This is a genomic window from Paucilactobacillus salsurae, assembly GCF_054784995.1.
In genome coordinates this window covers 1-18,388 of the sequence record NZ_BAAHWX010000019.1, presented here as the reverse complement: position 1 = coordinate 18,388, position 18,388 = coordinate 1, and the positions used below count along the sequence as shown (strand labels likewise).

At 37.5% G+C, this 18,388-nt stretch carries 24 protein-coding genes and 1 tRNA gene; 10 read left to right on the top strand and 15 right to left on the bottom strand.

All coding sequences use genetic code 11. The features are described from left to right. The 4 genes from ACYVQZ_RS09680 to ACYVQZ_RS09665 form a co-directional block, all read right to left on the bottom strand. A partial coding sequence (locus tag ACYVQZ_RS09680; protein ID WP_461241180.1) for a DEAD/DEAH box helicase occupies window positions 1–574 on the bottom strand: 574 nt, incomplete at its 3' end. Next, complete coding sequence (locus ACYVQZ_RS09675; protein WP_461241179.1) at window positions 564–1,277, bottom strand: AAA family ATPase; 714 nt, start codon at window positions 1,275–1,277, stop codon at window positions 564–566. The genes ACYVQZ_RS09680 and ACYVQZ_RS09675, both read right to left, overlap by 11 nt. Beyond that, window positions 1,264–1,416: a hypothetical protein gene (locus tag ACYVQZ_RS09670; protein ID WP_461241178.1), complete on the bottom strand. Its 153-nt coding sequence runs from the start codon at window positions 1,414–1,416 to the stop codon at window positions 1,264–1,266. The genes ACYVQZ_RS09675 and ACYVQZ_RS09670 overlap by 14 nt, the downstream gene beginning before the upstream one ends. 94 nt (window positions 1,417–1,510) lie before the next feature. Further along, complete coding sequence (locus ACYVQZ_RS09665; protein WP_461241177.1) at window positions 1,511–1,768, bottom strand: hypothetical protein; 258 nt, start codon at window positions 1,766–1,768, stop codon at window positions 1,511–1,513. Window positions 1,769–1,955: 187 nt separating this feature from the next. Between ACYVQZ_RS09665 and ACYVQZ_RS09660 the strand changes: the two genes are divergently transcribed. After that, window positions 1,956–2,435 (top strand): DUF2321 domain-containing protein, encoded by a 480-nt coding sequence (locus ACYVQZ_RS09660; RefSeq protein WP_461241176.1) that lies wholly within the window; start codon window positions 1,956–1,958, stop codon window positions 2,433–2,435. A gap of 300 nt (window positions 2,436–2,735) precedes the next feature. Here ACYVQZ_RS09660 and ACYVQZ_RS09655 read toward each other — a convergent pair whose 3' ends face one another. The 3 genes from ACYVQZ_RS09655 to ACYVQZ_RS09645 form a co-directional block, all read right to left on the bottom strand. Then, window positions 2,736–2,924, bottom strand: coding sequence for a helix-turn-helix domain-containing protein (locus tag ACYVQZ_RS09655; RefSeq protein WP_461241175.1), 189 nt, complete (start codon window positions 2,922–2,924; stop codon window positions 2,736–2,738). A 9-nt stretch (window positions 2,925–2,933) separates the two neighbouring features. Beyond that, window positions 2,934–3,143: a helix-turn-helix domain-containing protein gene (locus tag ACYVQZ_RS09650; RefSeq protein WP_461241174.1), complete on the bottom strand. Its 210-nt coding sequence runs from the start codon at window positions 3,141–3,143 to the stop codon at window positions 2,934–2,936. A gap of 241 nt (window positions 3,144–3,384) precedes the next feature. Then, on the bottom strand, window positions 3,385–3,507 hold the full coding sequence (locus ACYVQZ_RS09645; RefSeq protein WP_461241173.1) for a hypothetical protein: 123 nt from the start codon (window positions 3,505–3,507) through the stop codon (window positions 3,385–3,387). Between the two features lie 253 nt (window positions 3,508–3,760). On the opposite strand from ACYVQZ_RS09645, the gene ACYVQZ_RS09640 reads away from it, so the two are divergent. The 4 genes from ACYVQZ_RS09640 (at window position 3,761) to ACYVQZ_RS09625 (ending at window position 6,947) form a co-directional block, all read left to right on the top strand. Next, complete coding sequence (locus ACYVQZ_RS09640; protein WP_461241172.1) at window positions 3,761–4,099, top strand: helix-turn-helix domain-containing protein; 339 nt, start codon at window positions 3,761–3,763, stop codon at window positions 4,097–4,099. After that, on the top strand, window positions 4,099–4,737 hold the full coding sequence (locus ACYVQZ_RS09635; RefSeq protein ID WP_461241171.1) for an ImmA/IrrE family metallo-endopeptidase: 639 nt from the start codon (window positions 4,099–4,101) through the stop codon (window positions 4,735–4,737). The genes ACYVQZ_RS09640 and ACYVQZ_RS09635 overlap by 1 nt, the downstream gene beginning before the upstream one ends. A gap of 60 nt (window positions 4,738–4,797) precedes the next feature. Then, the gene (locus ACYVQZ_RS09630; protein WP_461241170.1) at window positions 4,798–5,616 is read left to right on the top strand and encodes a PH domain-containing protein; all 819 of its coding nucleotides are present in this window, start codon (window positions 4,798–4,800) and stop codon (window positions 5,614–5,616) included. Window positions 5,617–5,786: 170 nt separating this feature from the next. Next, window positions 5,787–6,947 carry a tyrosine-type recombinase/integrase gene (locus tag ACYVQZ_RS09625; RefSeq protein ID WP_461241169.1) on the top strand — a complete coding sequence of 387 codons (1,161 nt, stop codon included), beginning with the start codon at window positions 5,787–5,789 and terminating at the stop codon, window positions 6,945–6,947. 204 nt (window positions 6,948–7,151) lie between these two features. Here the strand turns inward: ACYVQZ_RS09625 and ACYVQZ_RS09620 are convergent. From ACYVQZ_RS09620 to ACYVQZ_RS09610, 3 genes are all read right to left on the bottom strand, one after another. After that, a tRNA-Arg gene (locus ACYVQZ_RS09620) sits at window positions 7,152–7,224 on the bottom strand. A gap of 40 nt (window positions 7,225–7,264) precedes the next feature. Next, window positions 7,265–8,605 carry a DEAD/DEAH box helicase gene (locus tag ACYVQZ_RS09615; RefSeq protein WP_461241168.1) on the bottom strand — a complete coding sequence of 447 codons (1,341 nt, stop codon included), beginning with the start codon at window positions 8,603–8,605 and terminating at the stop codon, window positions 7,265–7,267. A 12-nt stretch (window positions 8,606–8,617) separates the two neighbouring features. Beyond that, complete coding sequence (locus ACYVQZ_RS09610; protein WP_461241167.1) at window positions 8,618–9,622, bottom strand: Gfo/Idh/MocA family protein; 1,005 nt, start codon at window positions 9,620–9,622, stop codon at window positions 8,618–8,620. Between the two features lie 148 nt (window positions 9,623–9,770). Between ACYVQZ_RS09610 and ACYVQZ_RS09605 the strand changes: the two genes are divergently transcribed. Next, window positions 9,771–10,136 (top strand): DUF4828 domain-containing protein, encoded by a 366-nt coding sequence (locus ACYVQZ_RS09605; protein ID WP_461241166.1) that lies wholly within the window; start codon window positions 9,771–9,773, stop codon window positions 10,134–10,136. A gap of 63 nt (window positions 10,137–10,199) precedes the next feature. On the opposite strand, the gene ACYVQZ_RS09600 is transcribed toward ACYVQZ_RS09605, so the two are convergent. Beyond that, complete coding sequence (locus ACYVQZ_RS09600) at window positions 10,200–10,973, bottom strand: GH25 family lysozyme (RefSeq protein WP_461241165.1); 774 nt, start codon at window positions 10,971–10,973, stop codon at window positions 10,200–10,202. Between the two features lie 74 nt (window positions 10,974–11,047). Further along, complete coding sequence (locus tag ACYVQZ_RS09595) at window positions 11,048–11,893, bottom strand: MurR/RpiR family transcriptional regulator (protein WP_461241164.1); 846 nt, start codon at window positions 11,891–11,893, stop codon at window positions 11,048–11,050. A 337-nt stretch (window positions 11,894–12,230) separates the two neighbouring features. Between ACYVQZ_RS09595 and gntK the strand changes: the two genes are divergently transcribed. After that, window positions 12,231–13,778, top strand: coding sequence for a gluconokinase (gene gntK, locus ACYVQZ_RS09590; protein WP_461241163.1), 1,548 nt, complete (start codon window positions 12,231–12,233; stop codon window positions 13,776–13,778). 92 nt (window positions 13,779–13,870) lie between these two features. Beyond that, complete coding sequence (locus tag ACYVQZ_RS09585; RefSeq protein ID WP_461241162.1) at window positions 13,871–14,440, top strand: LOG family protein; 570 nt, start codon at window positions 13,871–13,873, stop codon at window positions 14,438–14,440. Between the two features lie 47 nt (window positions 14,441–14,487). Here ACYVQZ_RS09585 and ACYVQZ_RS09580 read toward each other — a convergent pair whose 3' ends face one another. Further along, window positions 14,488–15,843, bottom strand: coding sequence for a glutamate--cysteine ligase (locus ACYVQZ_RS09580; protein ID WP_461241161.1), 1,356 nt, complete (start codon window positions 15,841–15,843; stop codon window positions 14,488–14,490). 252 nt (window positions 15,844–16,095) lie between these two features. Further along, the gene (locus ACYVQZ_RS09575; RefSeq protein WP_461241160.1) at window positions 16,096–16,716 is read right to left on the bottom strand and encodes a hydrolase; all 621 of its coding nucleotides are present in this window, start codon (window positions 16,714–16,716) and stop codon (window positions 16,096–16,098) included. Between the two features lie 256 nt (window positions 16,717–16,972). On the opposite strand from ACYVQZ_RS09575, the gene ACYVQZ_RS09570 reads away from it, so the two are divergent. Continuing rightward, window positions 16,973–17,356, top strand: coding sequence for a DUF805 domain-containing protein (locus ACYVQZ_RS09570; protein WP_461241159.1), 384 nt, complete (start codon window positions 16,973–16,975; stop codon window positions 17,354–17,356). A 34-nt stretch (window positions 17,357–17,390) separates the two neighbouring features. Here the strand turns inward: ACYVQZ_RS09570 and ACYVQZ_RS09565 are convergent, their stop codons facing one another. Next, entirely contained in the window at window positions 17,391–17,759 is a 369-nt protein-coding gene (locus ACYVQZ_RS09565) for an NUDIX domain-containing protein (protein WP_461241158.1), read from the bottom strand. Between the two features lie 272 nt (window positions 17,760–18,031). Between ACYVQZ_RS09565 and ACYVQZ_RS09560 the strand changes: the two genes are divergently transcribed. Further along, window positions 18,032–18,313 carry a DUF2207 domain-containing protein gene (locus ACYVQZ_RS09560; protein ID WP_461241157.1) on the top strand — a complete coding sequence of 94 codons (282 nt, stop codon included), beginning with the start codon at window positions 18,032–18,034 and terminating at the stop codon, window positions 18,311–18,313. Window positions 18,314–18,388 lie beyond the last annotated feature (75 nt).

Sequence of the window (18,388 nt, the reverse complement as noted above, 5' to 3'; positions counted from 1 at the left end):
TATTGGTAAAGTCGCCAGTACTGGAAGTTTTCAGTTTATTTTCATTAATTAAATTGACTGAAAAATACTTATATGGTGCGAGATAGTTATTTTTGATTAACCATTTCACGTCAGGTCCTTCAACCATCGTTTCGTAAATATCGTCAAATCCTTTACCACTCATTCGCCATGGCGTGGCAGAAAATCCTAGTCTTGGAACGTCCGGGTAATAGTCGTAAATTTTACGGTACGTCTTAGCTAGAGAGTGGTGCGTTTCATCTGTGATAATCAGTGTTGGCTTTGGCAGTACGTCTAATCGATTAACAATCTTGCCCACAGTCATGATCGTGGTGTGGGATAAATCGACCCCAGCTTGTTCAAAACTCTGAGTGATTTGATTAATCAGTTCCTGTCTGTGAACAGTAAACATAACGTGTCCGCCTTTATTAATCGCTCGTCTAGCAATGTCAGCAATGATGATTGATTTACCACTACCTGCTGGACTAACTAGTAAGACTGATTGATTGCCATTCATAAGTGACTGTCTAGCTTGATTAACTAGCTGTGTTTGATAATCATAGAGTTTAATTGCCAAACTTAAACAGCTCCTCGATAGTTGCAGATGTACGACTGTCTAACCGGTTCTTGGCGTAGACTGAATCATCACCTTCGAGAATGACTCCCCGTGTGCCTGAGTCTGGATTAATTAACATTCTGCCGACCACGTCTGCTAAACCTAGCAAACCGTCTCGCACACTCGCTCGAATTTCAGGGGCAAACTGGTTGAATACCTGTCCACTTGCTGTGGTAATTTGTTGCTGTGTTTCCCAAGCAGTCGTCACAATATTGATATTTGGAATCATGTAAAGTGATGTCATGATACGGGCAAAGTAGTTAGTCCATTGTGAATAGTCTTGAATTTCATTTGAAATACCGTTTTTACTTGATTTACCTTTTTCAACGAACCAATCTTTTTCAAATGATGAAATATTATCAATCACTAAATTGTCATATGTTTTTGAAATTTCATCTGTGTCCTTGAAGAATTTAATCATTGATTCTTCTGGATGTTCACGATCAAATCCATGTTCCATATCATCATCTGGGAAGATATCATCTTTCCACACATCAATGTTGGCTTGTCCGTTTAAGACTTTCTGTGAGTTATCCAAAGCAAGAACTAATGTCTTACCTGTTAGTAATTTAATGGAGCTAGTTTTTCCAACACCTGGTTTGCCATATAAAATGACTTTCCAGTTTTTCTTCAATGAAATATTTTTCCCGTTAGTTATCTTCATTTTTTATCTCCTGACTGTACATTTCATTTTGTAATTCATAGATTGCTTGACCATAGGCAGCCGCTACTAACTGGGTAGCAGGTTCAATCAATGATCGATCCAGGTCGTGCCATTCAATTTTTTTAGTCTTATCTTGCAATCCTTTGAGATAGTTGATCCCTTGCCGATAAGTTTTCTTTTTCCTAGCATTCGCTAGTGCGTCAGCAATAATTTGATTGATTCGTTTTTCTAAATCATCGATGTTCTTCAGCTCCTAACTCTGCTAGTAATTGATCAGCACCATATGTGGCGATTAGATAACTTAAAAATCGTGTGCTTTCATCTCTGAAATAGTTATCGCCCCACAGTGTGCAGAAATCATCATCCTTAGTGAGTGGTTTGCCATCGTAAGTTTTGGCAATCGTCAGTGGGATAATCTTCTGCCCGTCTCGGTTCATTTCACCAAAGAACTCATCGCCAGCGTTTTTTGTGATTGGATTGTCTATGCCCATTGAGCCAGCCCCCTATTCGTGATAAAATAGCAACAGATAAAATTTTTCTTCTGTACCGATTCGCACTGCAATGCGAGTCGGTTTTTTTGTAGATACAGTTAGTTTCCATGAGATATTTGTTTTTAACTATCATGATAATCAACTCCTTGTGAGATAATCTAAGTAATAATTTTTGGGAGGTTTTTAAATGGGTATACAGTTGAAGCAATTGATTTGTTTAAATGGTCATCAAGCCAGCGTAATGAAACCAATGAATGCCAATATAGATGGCTTTTGTGAAATATGTGGAGAAAAATTAATATCTAAATGCCAACAATGTGACTTTCCAATTTTTGGCTATCACAGAATTGATGGTGTTTGGGAAGTTTCAATTCATGTGCCCGTTCCTAAATACTGCAAAAACTGCGGTAAGCCTTATCCATGGACTGAAACAGAAATTAAATCAACTCAAGAAATAATCAATCTTTCTGAACTTAGTGATGAAGACAAATCAGACTTCAATAACACCATTCCTGATTTGCTAATAGATAGTCCTAAAACAAAATTAGCTGCCATTAAATTTAAGATTTATAGTGCTAAGGCTGGAAAATTTGTTGCGGAAGCCTTAAAGGATATCATGATTGAATTAGCGTCTGAAGCTGCTTTGAAGGAGTTACATATTAAATAAGCTTTCTCCCACAAAACTCACAATAATTGCCTGGATGTGTCATATGTTTACAATTTGAACATTTGATATATCCAATTTTTTTTAGTTTTTTCTCATTCAATTTTTGTTTGAATCTACTAAATAATCTGTAACGTTCCCAGTATTCGTTTCCTGCGTAGTAGCCTTTCATTTGATCACCACATCCAACCAGTTAACGAACCCTAGTAACATGAAGAATCCGCCTACTAAGACTAAAGCTTGTAACCATTGTTCAGTATTTTGTTTCATTTCAAATCAGCTCCTTAAACTCCTGCCAGAGTCTTAACTGTATTTTTGGTTCTGTTTTAACCATTCGATCACTGACGATTTCAAATATTTTCTCCGTTTGCCTTCTTGAATATATGGGAAGCCTTTTTCGTATAAGTATTCCTTATCTGCCGTATTCGGTGACACGTGCAAGATTTCGTCAGCTACCCGTTTGCGGGTCAGTAGTTCGTCTGTTTCTAACATTTGGATCACCTACTGTTTGATATTTAATACTCGATAGATCTTCTTTCGAATATTAATTGACTTTGGTGAACTATCACCGTTAACAGCACGGCTAACTTGAGTTACACCTTCGTCTATTAACTTGGCTAACTCTGCTTGTTGCATGTCTCGTTCAATCAAGGCAGTTTTAATTTCACGTTTGATTGACTTGACAGATGACTCTAATTCTTGTTCTGCCAATTAAATCGCTCCTTTCTCTTTGGTATACTTAAAGCAATTCAAAATATTGGTGGTGATATCATGGATAAGTGTCCACTTTGTGGTAGTGATAATTTTGGTGAGCTAGATCCTGCCAATGGTGCTGACTCTTTTTTGATTGTTGGATTTTCAAAATCAGAAAATAAAATCGTAGACAGCGGATTGCCTGTACAAATTTTTGCATGTGCAGATTGCCATAACATCACTATTCACAATGAAACAATTAATTTTGTTGACTGATATGCGTAACCAAATTTGCTTTAATCTTTTTGTGTTCCTTGCTACCTTCAATAGCTTGGAGCACTTCTTTTATTTCATGAGGTTTTCCTCTAATTATTAATTCCATATTTTCACCACCTTCAGTAATTTATTTATCAAGTAGTTGCATTTTTGTACTGAATTCAGTACAATAAAGGCATAACAAATAAACACAAATTACTTACCTATTACCCTTAGCCGCCAAAGCATTGATAATATGGCTTAGTATTTTGTTGCTTAATTACTTGATGAATTAATAATAACTGAATTCAGTACTTTTGTAAAGTTTTAATTACTGAATTCAATTATTTAATATTTGTCTTGCTAGGAGAATCATTGATATGACGCTAGTTGAGAGAATTAAAGAAGTTGCAAAAAAACGTGGATGGAATTTAAAAACAACAGCCGATAAAGCTGGAATCGGAATTAATAGTATTTACCGTTGGAAAGATCAAACTCCAACCGCTGATTCTTTATCTAAAGTTGCTAAAGTTTTGGATGTATCGGTTGATTATCTGTTAGGAAATGAAGAGCCTAAAGAAGACGTTAACGATTACTTTCGTATTGACATATCGAAAATTGACCCATCAAAACGAGATGAATTCATAAAAGACCTAGAGAAATATTCCAAGTTTTTAGAAGATAATCTTGACTCTGATGACCCAGGAGATCGATTCTAATGAGTGACGAAACTGAACACTACGAATTGGTTAGACAAAACGCCAACAATATTATCTTTCATGTAAATTGGAATGCTAATATCGATTCAAAAAATATAACGTGGCGTGAAGTAGCTAACCTTTATCGGGATAAAAACTATATAAAATTTAAAGGCTATGAATTTGCAAATGCCACAAAAAATTCAATTAGTGGATCTATGAGAACCAAAAACGGTCGTTCAATTATTGGTTATAACACTACTCTTCCACTAGTTAGGCAGCACTTCACATTAATGCATGAACTGTACCACTATCAGGTCCATTCAAAACAAGGAGCAACTGGCGAACATTTCTCCGATTTGATAGCTAATCAAGGCTACGATGAAGCAGAAAATGTACGTGAGATTGAAGCAAACATTGGGGCTGGCATGCTTATGATTAATGAATCAGCTATTAGATATTGGATAAATGACAAAAAGCTAACATTCAATTCAATATGTAAAAAATTTGGTATAAGCCATGGTGCATTGTACTATCGATTACTTCGATACAATCAATTTGAATGTGGTAATGAGTTTAACAGTGCGATTAACAAAGTACGTGCATATCAAACTATGAATCCATTTCAGATAGAAAAATCATTTAAAGGATTTTATTAAGATGTATGTCCAAAAACGCTAAAGACATAAAACTTCGCTAACTACTGGGAGATGTTTTAAATGGCAAAAACTTGTGCAATATGTGGAGATAAAATTAAAATGCTGGATTCAGATTCTGTCAATTTACAAGATGGATTTATCGACGGTAAGTGTGCTCTTAAAGCTGGCATTAAAGGAGCATTTGCTTCTGTTGACTGGGGAACGTCTCATACTGTTGCTGACGTACAAAAAATACTTGATAGTGGAAAGCCAATTGACATTAAAGCTGAAAATCAACAAGCTAAATTGCAAAAAAAAGAACAAAAAAAGCAGGATATAATTGAAAAAACTGCATCCAATGAGGCAAAGCTTAAAATAATCAATCAACAATTTATTGATGCCGGTGTTTCAGATTTGTTTGGAACACGTAAAGAAGTAAATGCACTGCCAGATATTCTTGCTGATGATGAAGTTGTTAAATATGCAACTAGCGGTATTGTAGATGCTAATACTATTTTAATGGTATGCACTGATACTAGAATTTTATTCATAGATAAAGGCTTAGTATATGGTATTAAATCCACAGAAATTCCTTTGGATATGGTTAATTCAGTAAATTATTCAAAAGGTATGTTATTTGGAGATATTTCAATTGTAAACGGTGCTGTTACTACAAAGGTTGAAAACGTTAATAAAGCCACTGCTCCAATTATGGTTGACGCTGTAAAACAAGCCCGTACTGATTTTATGAATAAAAAACAACAACCTGCACAACCACAGCCCGTTCAGTCACAAACTTCAGTTGTTGATGAACTTCGTGAACTAAAAGGTTTAGTTGATGAAGGTATTCTCACGCAAGAAGAATTTGATGCTAAGAAAAAACAAATATTAGGTATTTAATTAACCAAAAAAAGCACATCCCCTACCCGCCAAGATAATGGATGTGCTAAGCGAAAGAATACACGTATGTGTACGCCTTTGATGTATTCAATTATACCACGAAAGGAAGTGATGCCAAGCTATCATCTTCAAATAAAACTCCTGCCAGAGCATTTGAAAGGATGATATATATGATTAAAAAATCTAAAACTGGGTGGACTGTTAGAGTATTCTACACTCATAACGGCACACGTAAGTCTGTAACAAAAACTTTCTCACTTAAAACAAATGCAGTTAAGTGGGAAACGGAAATAAAGAACACACTGCAAACTACTAATAAACCATTTTCAGAAGAAGATATTTCATTAACAGATTACTTCTGGAAGTGGTACAAGAGTATAAAGAAAGATCATGTCTCACCTGCTACACAGGATCGATATAGAACTGATTATAACATTATTAAAGGTTATTTTGGTGATACGCTCATGCATGATATTAATCGCATGGACTATCAAAATTTCTTGAATGCCTATGCCAAAAATCATGCTAAGAATTCAGTTTCCAAGCTGCATAATGCAGTGCAAATTGCAGTTAAGTATGCTGTAGCTGATGATGTAATCCTTAAAGATTTCACCCAACTAGCTGAAGTTTTCGGTGGCACTGGTGTGGACGAGTCACGAAAATACCTGGATAAAACGGATGCAGAACATTTAATTGAATATCTTGAAGATAAAGTAGATATCTACAATATCTCTTATGCAATGATATTTACTTCATTGATGACAGGAATGCGATTGGCAGAAGTACAAGGGCTTACTGAAGATGATTATTTCGATGTATTTAACCGAATTCAGGTTAAAAGAACTTATAATCGCTCCAAGCCTACAGCTAAGAACCCATTTAAACCGACTAAAAATCCAAGTTCTGTACGAGTGATTGATATACCTGAAAAACTGGGTGGTTATCTGGATAAGTTAATCGAAATGCAACACTTATTCAACAAGACTGACAATCCACACAAATTCATCTTCATTAACACACGTGGTGAAATTCCGTCTTCTAATGGCGTTAACAAGGTTTTAGCTAGAGTATTGAAAAAGATACACGCAAGTAAAAAAATCACGTTCCACGGGCTAAGACACACGCATGCAAGCTATCTATTAGCCAATGGAATTAAAGTCGAATATGTTTCCAAAAGACTAGGCCATGCATCAATTGAAACCACTTTAAAAACATACACGCACTTATTTAAAGAAACTGAATCTGAAGAGACAGATCGCACTTTATCGTTACTAAATAAAAATTTGGCACACTTTCGACAGGGTTCAAAGTCTACTGGCGCAAGCGATTAGAGATTTCGAACTTTTTAACACGCACACTTTTACGATTTTTCTATTGGTCAATACCAATTTGGTGCCAATTTGGTGCGAAAGTATGATTTTAGGTGCTTTTTTCTGATTTTTTCTGACTAAACAAAAAAACCGCTAACCTCAATGATATCAAGGGAAGCGGTGTTACATAAGGGATTCTCAAGGGTGCTAGAAAATCCGCCCTAGTGAACCTACCCAGGCTCGAACCGGGATCATTCGCTTAGGAGGCGAGTGCACTATCCAGTTGTGCTATAGGTCCAAAACATAGAGTATTTTATCATAAATACTCCACCATCGGATTACTTGTTTTCTTTTTTATTTTCTTCAGCTTGCTTGCGGCGCTTTAAGCGCATGCCTTTATCTTTTTGATGCCGATTCTTTTTCTTCTTTTTAGCCTTGGTTTGATGATTTCGGTCTAAGTCAATCGTATGACTAACCTTTTTTTGAACACCATTATCAGCAATGTCTTCATGCTGTTGTTTACGCATTTTATGCTGCGTGTTCCGGCGTGAATCAACGGCATGTTCACCCAATTTTGGTTTTTCATCAACTAAACGATTATGGTCAAAGTAAATTGGATTCAATTCATAATTCTCATCAGCTAACAACTTTTTTAAATCACGCAGGTCATGATCATTCCCAAAATTAACTACCATTCCAGGTTCACCTTGGCGCCCTGTTCGGCCAACACGATGCACATAAGTTACGGCATCTTTTGGTAAATCATAATTAATCACCGCTGGTAATTTTTCTATATCTAAGCCGCGAGCCGCAACATCAGTTGTCAGCAAAAACTTCAATTGACGTTTTCGAAACATTCTCAGCGCTTTTTCACGCTCTAATTTACCCTGATCACCACCCAAAATGGCAGCACTCACATGATCATGCTTTAATTTTGTAAAGGCGCGATGCATCGCCTTTGATTGATTGAAAAACACCAAGGCACGAAAGTCTTTAATATGACTGAAACGACGTAACATTTCAGCACGACCATCTGGATTAATTTGCATGAGGCCATGCCGAACTAGTCCTTGTGTGTCATCAATACTACGAACATCATATTCAATGATATCGCGACCAAACATGTATTTTAATTCATCTAACACTTTCGTGCGCGTAGCTGAAAAGAATCCTAGTTGACACAATAATGGTGTTTTACGCTCGATGTCTTCGATGACTCCTAATGTTTCGTCCTGAAGCATGTCATCCGCTTCATCGATAATAAGTGTCTGTAACTGACTTAATTTTAGATGACGGTTATCTAACAAATGTAGAATTCGCCCTGGTGTCCCAATCACAATTTCAGGATGTTGCTTTAAGCGGTCGATTTGTCGATGAATATTCGCACCACCAGCTAAGGCCGTGACTTTTAGATCAACTAATTTTGCCCAAGTGCGCATTACACTAGCGGTTTGCATCGCTAGTTCTTGGGACGGGGACAAAACTAACATTTGGATGCCTTGTTTGGGAGTTAAACGTTCCAAAGCAGGCAACGTAAAGGCAATCGTTTTACCTGATCCAGTTGGGGCGATGCCTAATACTGATTTACCGGCGCGCATCGCATCGTATACTGCAGTTTGAATCGCGGTCGGTTTCTTGAAACCCGATTCCTTAAAGTATTCTTCAAATTTCTCTATCAATTCTCTTCACACCTATTCTTTCGTGTCTGAGGGAAATTCAATCTGCGCTGATTGTCGCAGTTGATACATTGTTTCATTAACCAACCTACTTAAATCAAACCATTCTTGGTATTTATTCAATAATTGATCATCTAGTGGTTTATCGAACAATACGCCAAAATCTCGTACTTCATCAACCATTGAATTAGCTTCAACATTGGCCGTTAATGGTTGTTCAACTTGCTTGTCTGTGTAGTAACTGGCACTAGTTAAATCAGCAGGATTATCTAACACCAGTGTATCCTTTAAGCCATAAATTTCTGAAGGCAGATGGGAATTGGCATTTTTGCCAAAGTTCAAGGTTACTTCGAAATCAGTATACTGCAAGATGGCAACTCCCTTACCATCTACACCAGTTTCAATCATCGTTGGGAAATAAACCACACCTTGGGGTTGACCAAACAGCGCTAAGGCAAAGTAAACTGGATAAACCCCTAAGTCTTGCAACGCCCCACCAGCAAATTTTTGCGAGAAAACATTGGGTGTTTCATGGTTTAAGACTTGATCGTAGCGCGATGAATACTTCATAAACGTAATTGTGGCTCCCTGAACCGGGTTCATTTGCTTGACTTGCGCTTTAATTTTGCCAAATAATGGGGTATGAATATGACGTGCAGCTTCGACCAGCCGAGCTTGTGGATGAGCTTTCAAAACTGACTCAATTTGAGCAAATTCATCCGGATTAACAAAGGCTGGTTTCTCGACGATTACGTACTTATCATTTTCAATGGCTTGTCGCACTTGCTCATAATGTAAACTATTTGGTGAGGCAATATAAACCACGTCAAAGCTACCGGCTTCGAAGAATTCATTCAAGTCTGTAAAAAACTCTTGCGCCCCTTTTGCTTGGGCATATTCTGCAGCGCGTTTTTCCGTTCTGGAATACACCGTTGTTAATTGCCACTGTTTTGTAATATTAACAGCTTCTAAAAATTGATCTGTAATCCAATTGGTGCCTATTATTCCTAGTCGTAGCATGTTTGCCCTCCAATTTAATCTTTACACTCTATTTTATCAGTTTATCAGTGTTTTTTACATAATTGTAATGATTTTACAATCAATATTAGTGTATAATATATTTATTGATCCATTAGAATTACAATCTACATTTAAAGGAGGTGACGGGATGAAAAAGCGAGGCGCGCTATTATTTGGCGCTGGTTTAATTGCTGGCTTAACAAGTTCCTTTGGTCATAAACGAAATAATCATGTAACAACCACTTCATTACCGCTGTTTTATGCCGGCACCTGGGTTTTTCATGATGAACAAAGAAGCCGTGATCATGAACTTGAAATATCATCGGAACTAAAGCTATCCATTGATCATCATCTTATTCCCACGACAGTTGAATTAATTGATGACACACAGTTGATTTATCTTGATAAATTTGGCTATCACATTACAATTAAAGCAAATGAACAACGGCCAGTCGCATTGATTGATGAAGCGGATGAGCAAACATATCCAATTATTGTACCGTCATTTAATTAAATTTATTAATTTTAGCTATTATTCGCTAAAGTGATGCTCTCACCAGCATCACTTTTTTTCTTTCTAAAACTGATCTTCCCATTCTTTTCTTGTGCCATTGAAAACTGACTGAGTCAAATCAACTTTTTGGCCATTTAACTTCAGTTCTTCGTTACCAGTGTATTGCATAAATGTAATCCGATCACCCGAGCGTTTTAATTTTGGCATAATCAACCAACTCTTAGCATGTGCGACATATGGTGTCACAATTTTATTTTGAATTGCAGGCGTCGTCCAAACAATACAATTTTGTCCGTACCTTTCCGATAATAAACGAATCAACTGGGCTAATTTTTTGCCTTGTGTTCGAGCATCTGGAGCTTGCTGTGCATATTTACCATAATAAGTAACGTGAATTGCGATTGGTAAATTACCCGTGTTGGCGCCAATTTGTTGCACAAAATACTTATACTGCTTTTCGGCACTCGAAGTAAAACTAAATTCTTGATAAACTCCAACTTGCATTTGTGTGCCAATTGCTCGTTGGTAACCATCATTAAAGCTATCATCTAAATAACTGGAACCCGATGTTGCTTTTAAATAAACAAATTTTAATTTGGCTGATTGCAACTGGTGAAAATCAATATACCCATCATCTTGTGAAACACTAACACCACGCACTGGATAATTTTGAAGTGCAGACTGCCGATGACTATGCCAACCAAAAAAACCGATCAGTGCCAACACAAATACACCAATCAAGACCCACCCAAAATAATGGTGTCGTTTTGATTGTTTGTGACGACTTGATCGTGTAAACGTATCATCATAGATTGGCTCTAACTCGCGTTGCGTCATAACAATCCCCTTTGTTTCAATAGTCCTATTATACCAAAGTGAGTTTTAACCATGGTTCTGACAGTTGATCTTTACTATTTTTTTCTGGTTTGATCCATCACCTGACGGACATCTGCGATAATTTCTTCCGAAATCTTGGTCCGGCCAACTGCCGTGATCATAAATAAACTATCCATAATAGTGAGTTGAGCAATTAATGAAGCCATACTTTCAGAGCGAAAGTTAACTTCTTCAGCGACTGAAATCAACGTTAAGTCTGCTAGTTGCGCTAATTCACTTTCAGGATAACTGGTGATCACAATTAATGAAACATGACGGCGATGCAATTCTTTTGCAATTAACATCGTTTGCTGATTCTTACCCGAATGCGAAATCACAATGGCACAATCTTGTTGGTTCATTTTAACTGCTTGCATTAGTTGAATATCATAGTCTGGGTGATACTCAGTGTTTAAACTAGTTCGCAAAAATTTGTGATACCCATCTAAGGCAACAATTGAAGAGCCGCCCAAGCCAAAGAAACCCAGATGATGAGAGTCTCTGATCATTTTGCTAGCTTTTGTCAATTTTGATTGAGACAACATTTTTTTGGTTGATTGGAGGGCATGAATGGCCCCATTAAATGTTTTTTCGGTAATAACATCAACACTATCAGTTTCATCAACCTCACTAAAAACATCCCCATAAGTAGATGAAATTCTTGGTAAATCCATCAAAAATTCGCGATAATTAGTGTAACCAATCTTTTTGACGAAACGTGAAACTGACGCAATTGAGGTTGCACAAGCTTTGGCTAGTTCTTCGATGGTTAGGTCGTGGACCTCTTGTCCGTGATTGAGAACGTAATCTGCGATTTTTTTGTCGTTTTTGGTTAGGCCTTCATAATAGGCTTGGATAGTGATTAAGCTGTCTTGTTGCATGGATTTTTTGGTGCTCCTCTGGGTTTATTTTTTTACTGAAACGTGTTCCGAGCGACAGATTCCTCCGGTTAACCCGATATTAGTAAAATCCCAAAAACGGGGATTTCACTAATATCACGTTGCCATAAACCTTGCTGCTTTAGCAGCTTAGTTTTATGGACAGCGTAGCAATCCTCAGAATCTCCCAGTCGCTCTCCACACTCTGAAAACATTTTACACCATTCCCCTTGAATTGTGAAAACCTTTTCCATATAATGGTATTCGTTTGATATACCTATATTATATCTAAATGTTTATCGCATAAGAGAATCACTTGAATTGAAAGGAAGCTATCTACATGGATTACATGATCGGTGTCGATCTTGGGACTACCAGTACCAAAGCCGTTTTATATGACATGGACTGCAATGTTCTAGGATACGCAAATAAACTCTATCCCCTCTATCAAGACCAACCTGATATGGCTGAAGAAGATCCCGAAGAAATTTTTAGTGCTGTGGTTGATGCCCTCACTGAATTAGTTCGTAAGGCTGATTTGAAGAACGGTACTTTACGTGGTGTTTCATTTTCAGCCGCAATGCACAGTCTTATTGGTTTAGATAAAGATCACAAACCAATTACACGTGTCATTACTTGGGCTGATAACCGGGCTGAGAAATACGCTAATGAATATAAGCAAAATGGTATCGGCTTTGAGCTCTACAAGAAAACCGGAACCCCGACCCACCCAATGTCACCACTTTATAAATTAATGTGGTTAAAAAATGAACATAAAGACATTTATGACAATGCAGCTTACTGGGTTGGTATTAAAGAATATATCTTCTGGCGTTTGTTCGGTGTGTTAAAAGAAGAATATTCTATTGCTTCTGCCACTGGGTTGTTCAACATTTTCAATCTTGATTGGGACGAACAAGCACTCGAATTAACGGGTGTTTCTCGTGATCAATTACCTGAATTAGTGGATCCATTAGAACAAGTTTCTGGCATGCGTGAAGAATACGCCAAAGTGATCGGCATTCCTGAAGAGACACCATTTATCATGGGTGCGTCTGATGGTACCTTATCAAACTTAGGCGTTAACGCCATTGATCCTGGCGTAGTCGCCGTCACCATCGGGACTTCTGGTGCCGTCCGCGTTGTGACTGACAAACCAACAATTGATCCTAAAGGACGTGTCTTTTGTTACGCATTAACCAAAGACAAGTGGGTTGTTGGCGGTCCAGTTAACAACGGTGGTATCGTCTTCCGTTGGGTGCGCGATCAACTCTTTGCGCCTGAAAAAGTAACTGCTGACATGATGAAAATGGACTCATATGATTTGTTAACTCAAATTGCTTCTGAAGTGCCTGCCGGTTCAGATGGTCTTTTGTTCCACCCCTTCTTAGGTGGTGAGCGTGCACCAATCTGGGATGCTAATGCGCGTGGTTCATTCTTCGGTTTAACTCGTAATCATACACGAGCTCACATGGTCCGTGCTGCGCTTGAAGGTATTGTGTACAACCTTTACACCGTGATGCTGGCCCTTGAAGAAGTTGTTGGTAAACCTAAAGAAATTATGGCTACTGGTGGTTTTGCACGTTCAGAACTCTGGCGTCAAATGCTGGCTGACATTTTTGAAAGTCCAGTGACAATCCCAAATGCGTTTGAAAGTGGTGCACTTGCCGCTGTTGTCATGGGTATGAAGAGTTTGGGTATCGTTGATGACCTTTCTAAAGTAAAAGATTTCATCGGTGAAACCAATACTTATCAACCAAATGAAGCTAACTACCCTGTTTATCGTGAATTAGTGCCAATCTATATTCGTCTTAGTCGTCAATTACAAACCGAATATGCAAATATCGCTAATTTCCAACGTAAATTTGGCACACCTGATACCAAATAAATCATAATAACCACTCATCTTTTGATGAGTGATTTTTTTCTGCCTTGAAATGCCGTATAATTACAGGTATTGAATAAAGTAGGTGACTAGTTTTGAAGAAAATTGCAGTGTATTGTGGTGCGTCCGTTGGTAATGATGAAATATACAGCGACAGTGCTGCACAGCTTGGTGAATGGCTCGTTGAAAAAGATTACGAACTCGTCTACGGTGGCGGTAAATTTGGCTTGATGGGAATTGTAGCCCGTGCCGTTATCGATAACGGTGGCATCGTGTGGGGCTTCATTCCTGAAGAACTTAAAAATCGTGGTCTCGCTTTTAATCAGTCTACTCATTTAAAAATTGTCGAAAATATGTCGATTCGAAAAAAAGCGATGCTTGATTTATCAGATGCTTGCATCGCACTACCCGGTGGCCCCGGAACACTGGAAGAAATTGGTGAAGCTTTTTCATGGGCAGTCATCGGCGACAATGCGAGTCCGTGTGTGTTTTATAACATTAATGGCTATTATGACCCACTTCAACACATGTTCGATCAGATGGTTGAACATGGTTTCATGGAAGCATCCGCTAGGCAAAAAATACTGTTCTCTGATTCACTCACTGAAATTGATGACTTTATGACAAATTACACGCCACCCGCATTACGAACTTATGATAAATAATAAAAAGACATGCTAGTTAGCATGTCTTTTTTCGTTCATTATTTAAATTAATCTGCGCCAGTAATTTTGACCTTTTTTCCTGCGATAATATCACGATAAAGGCCTTTTCTTTGTTGACCATCATACCGATCGGCTAAAAATGACAAACCAGCATTAGGAAGATACCAATCCTTACGTTCCTGTGCAATAGTTTGACCAAGTTTGATCAAACTTTGATCTTGAATGTTGACGGCAACCTGTGCGCCAACTGTTTTAGTGACGTCCTGAATGCGCTGCTCGATTGTATTTAATACCTGCTGATAATGTTCATCTGCATTTGTATCATTGATAAATTTTTGTAACTGTTTTAATAATTGATCACTAGCCTCAGTTAACCATTCTGGCTGTTGATCAGGAGCTTGCAATGCCACTTCCTCATTTTTTTGAATAGCATCTTGCAATTGATTTTCAATTGACTGTGGCAAGTCATTGACGGCTGCAAATGTCAAAAATAATTCCATAAAATCTAAAAGTGTTTGATCAACACCAACCTCGGTTAATGGATTTAAATCAAAAGAACGAAATTCTAGATACTGTACACCAGAATTAATCAATGACCGCAGATCATCCTCACCCTTTAATCGCACGGGCCCATAAAACTCATGTTGTGTGTAAAAAATTTGCTGATCAACATAATTTTCAATTTGTTGAACTTGTTTTTCTAGTGAGTCATATGTTACCAGCTCAGTCTGTTTGTTGCTATAACCTAAACTACTATTGCGTAAACTGCGAACGGGTACGGATAGATTAGACGGAATGCGTTGATACTCATTTTCAGATAGTGGTGTCGCCCCGTAAAGATACGTAAACAACCAACGGTATAACACAAACCACTGGCCCATCTTAAAGTACAGATGATTCACGAAATCAATGTGATCTTTGGTGTCACTTTCAGAGAAGAGTGTTTCAATTAATTGTGGGTTTAAACTGAAATTGATATGGGTACCACAAATAATTTCATGATAAATGCCATACTTTTCTTCAAGATGATCACGGTAGTCTTGATACCAATCACGAGTAAAATTTTCATGTGCAAATTGCAAATCATCATCCACTAATTTGGGAGGCATACTAAATGGCCAGATAGACTCGTCTGATTTTAAATGGTCATATAAAACTTGTTGAACCACGCGCATATTTTCTAGCACTTGTTTTGTGCTGTGAGCTGGTTCGGTCACAAGTTCCATCATTGTATCGGTAAAATCTGATTGCAAATACGGGTGCGTTTTTCTGGAACCAAATTCATTGGGGTACGGATGACGACTGAGTCGTGCTTGTCCGTTAATTCGGTGTTGTTCTATTTCTAATCCAAAAGTATTATCGTGCCATAATGCTTGCACGATTGCATTACTTAATCCGGCCATATTCTCATTCCCCCCTGTGCTTGTCGACCATTATAGCGAATTTTTTGGGGAATGAGTAGTAAATTTTTTTGATGCGCTTGCTACGGCTTGGTTGGTTAAAGAAGGTCAAGTTCTTTTTCTAACCATTCGTTCTATTTGAAACGTGCTCCGTCAGCCAGAGATCTAGGAATAAACTAAAAATGGACTCGATCAAAACCTGATCAAGTCCATTTTTAGCTTATTCTACGACCTCTTAACGGCTGACTCCGCACTCTAGTGGAAGTCCACAAACACTCGAGAATCACGCATAATTTGCACAAAATCTTTCACGGTTTCATGTTGATTCCAGTCTCGTTGCAACTCACAGCCTAATTGGGCAATGGTGGTTGACTGAGCGCCAGCATTTTCAATTCTTCTGAGAGCCGTTTCATGTGCCAATGTGGATGTACCACCACTGGCATCTACTACTGGGAAAACCTCATAACCTTCTTGCAATGCGTCCAAAGCTGGAAAAGATAAGCATGCCTCTGTCCACAATGCCGCAATAATGATTTTATTGCGCCCGGTGGCTTTTAAAGCTACTTGATAATCTTCATCTTCCCAGGCATTAATCGAGGTTCGGTCATAACTGGGTAGATCTGGCATGAGTTTTTTTAATGCTGGAATGGTGTCTTCGTTTTGACTATTTTTGACGTTCACAGTTGATAAAATAATCGGAATTTTAAATGCTTGCATCAGTTTAATTAATTCTTGCGTGTTTTTAATTAACGTTGAATGGGGCATGGAGTTAATGGAATTAATTTGCATTGGTTGGTAATCAATTAGTGTAAATACAGCGTTTTCCGGTGTTATCAACTCATCATTCAGTGGATCTCTTCTTGGTTCACTTGTCATTGCGACCCCTCCTTGGGATTTACGGCAATTTCACGAAAAAGACTGAGTAACTGACAGCTTATGCTCGTATAATTCCATAGATGTAGTGTGAAAACAAGTTATTTGCTTAGTTATTAATACATGACTTTACAAGTATTTTTATTACAAATTCATACTTTATTTATAATTAACAATAATTATTGTAGTATCCATAATTGAATTGGATAAATCATAATGGTATATTTATAAAATATTTATTGGGAGGATTTATAATCACATGAAGAGTTTAGTTGAATATTGGACCAAAATTTTTAAGTGGCATGCCACAGCGACCAGAGCACAATACTTAATTCCCACCCTCGTTTACAACATTTTATATGGTATTATCTTCGTTATGACTGGAGAAACAATTACAAATGGTGCTTCTGTCCATCTCACGAATAACAATCCAATTATTGTTTTAATCGGACTTGTATTGGTTATTGCCCAGTTCACATTATCTGCACGTCGTCTTCAAGGATCGAATAGAAGTGCTGGCCTTGTTTTTCTTGGCTTCATTCCATTTTTTGGTACAATCACGGTGTTTATTCTATGCCTGTTAAATGACAAGCCTAATAAAGCAAATCCTGCAGAACCATTAAAAAATCAATCTGAAGCGTAAAAAAATAAGCCTTTTGGCTTATTTTTTTCTAGGTTTACGCCAGTTGTTGTAAATAATGACGATATAAAATTGTCGCAGTGTTACCCGGCTTATCCGGAAACATAAATTGACCTGCTTTTTTTGCTGGCACCCATCTTGCTGATCCTAATTCAGGAGAACGAACTAAAGATTGCTTTTTAGTAGTACTCATAAAACCATGCATCAACATATCATGACCATTAAACCAATGTGTCCCATCTGGTTGAATATCAGTAACCCTTAGGCCAAGTTCTTCATAAATTTCACGTTCAGTTGTTTCTTCAGCACTTTCACCCGGTTTCATGTAGCCTGACACAAACGACTCATATTGCGTCGATAAGTATGGCATCTGGACCAACGCTAACTCTTGAAATTCATTTGCCACGAGAACAATAATGCAATCTGAAAAAGTTGGAAACCAAAACCGCGCGCAATGTGAACAATATGGGATTTGACCATCATCACCGGCTAGTTTGGGTATTAATTTATTTCCACAGTTTGGACAGTATGTAAAAGTCATAGTTTTTTTGTTACCTCTATTTCAAAAAATTAAATTTTTTATTTTATCTATTTACGATATGATTAGCATATCATAACATCCGATATTGCACGCAAACTTTAATGGCCAATCAGTTTAATTTTCCATGGGAGGAAAATATGAAAAATTTTTTTAAGATAGTCTTCATTTTTTTATCACCAATCATTTTTTTTAGCCTAACTATTGTCAATGTTAGCGCTGACTCACGCAGCTATTCTATTGATCACTACAAAACCAACGTTAAAATTCAATCTAACGGTGATGCGCAGGTCTCTCAAAAAGTAACCTATCATTTTAATGGCTTGTATCACGGCGTCTTTTTAAATCTTGATTATGCAGGCACAAAAGGTGGATGTAAGCTGATTCCTGAGACAACTTTTAAGAGAGCGTATAATGAATAAATCGTCTCTCAAAAGGAAGGAATTTTTACATGCCAACTCGTTACGACAAAGAATTCAAACAAAACATCATCAACC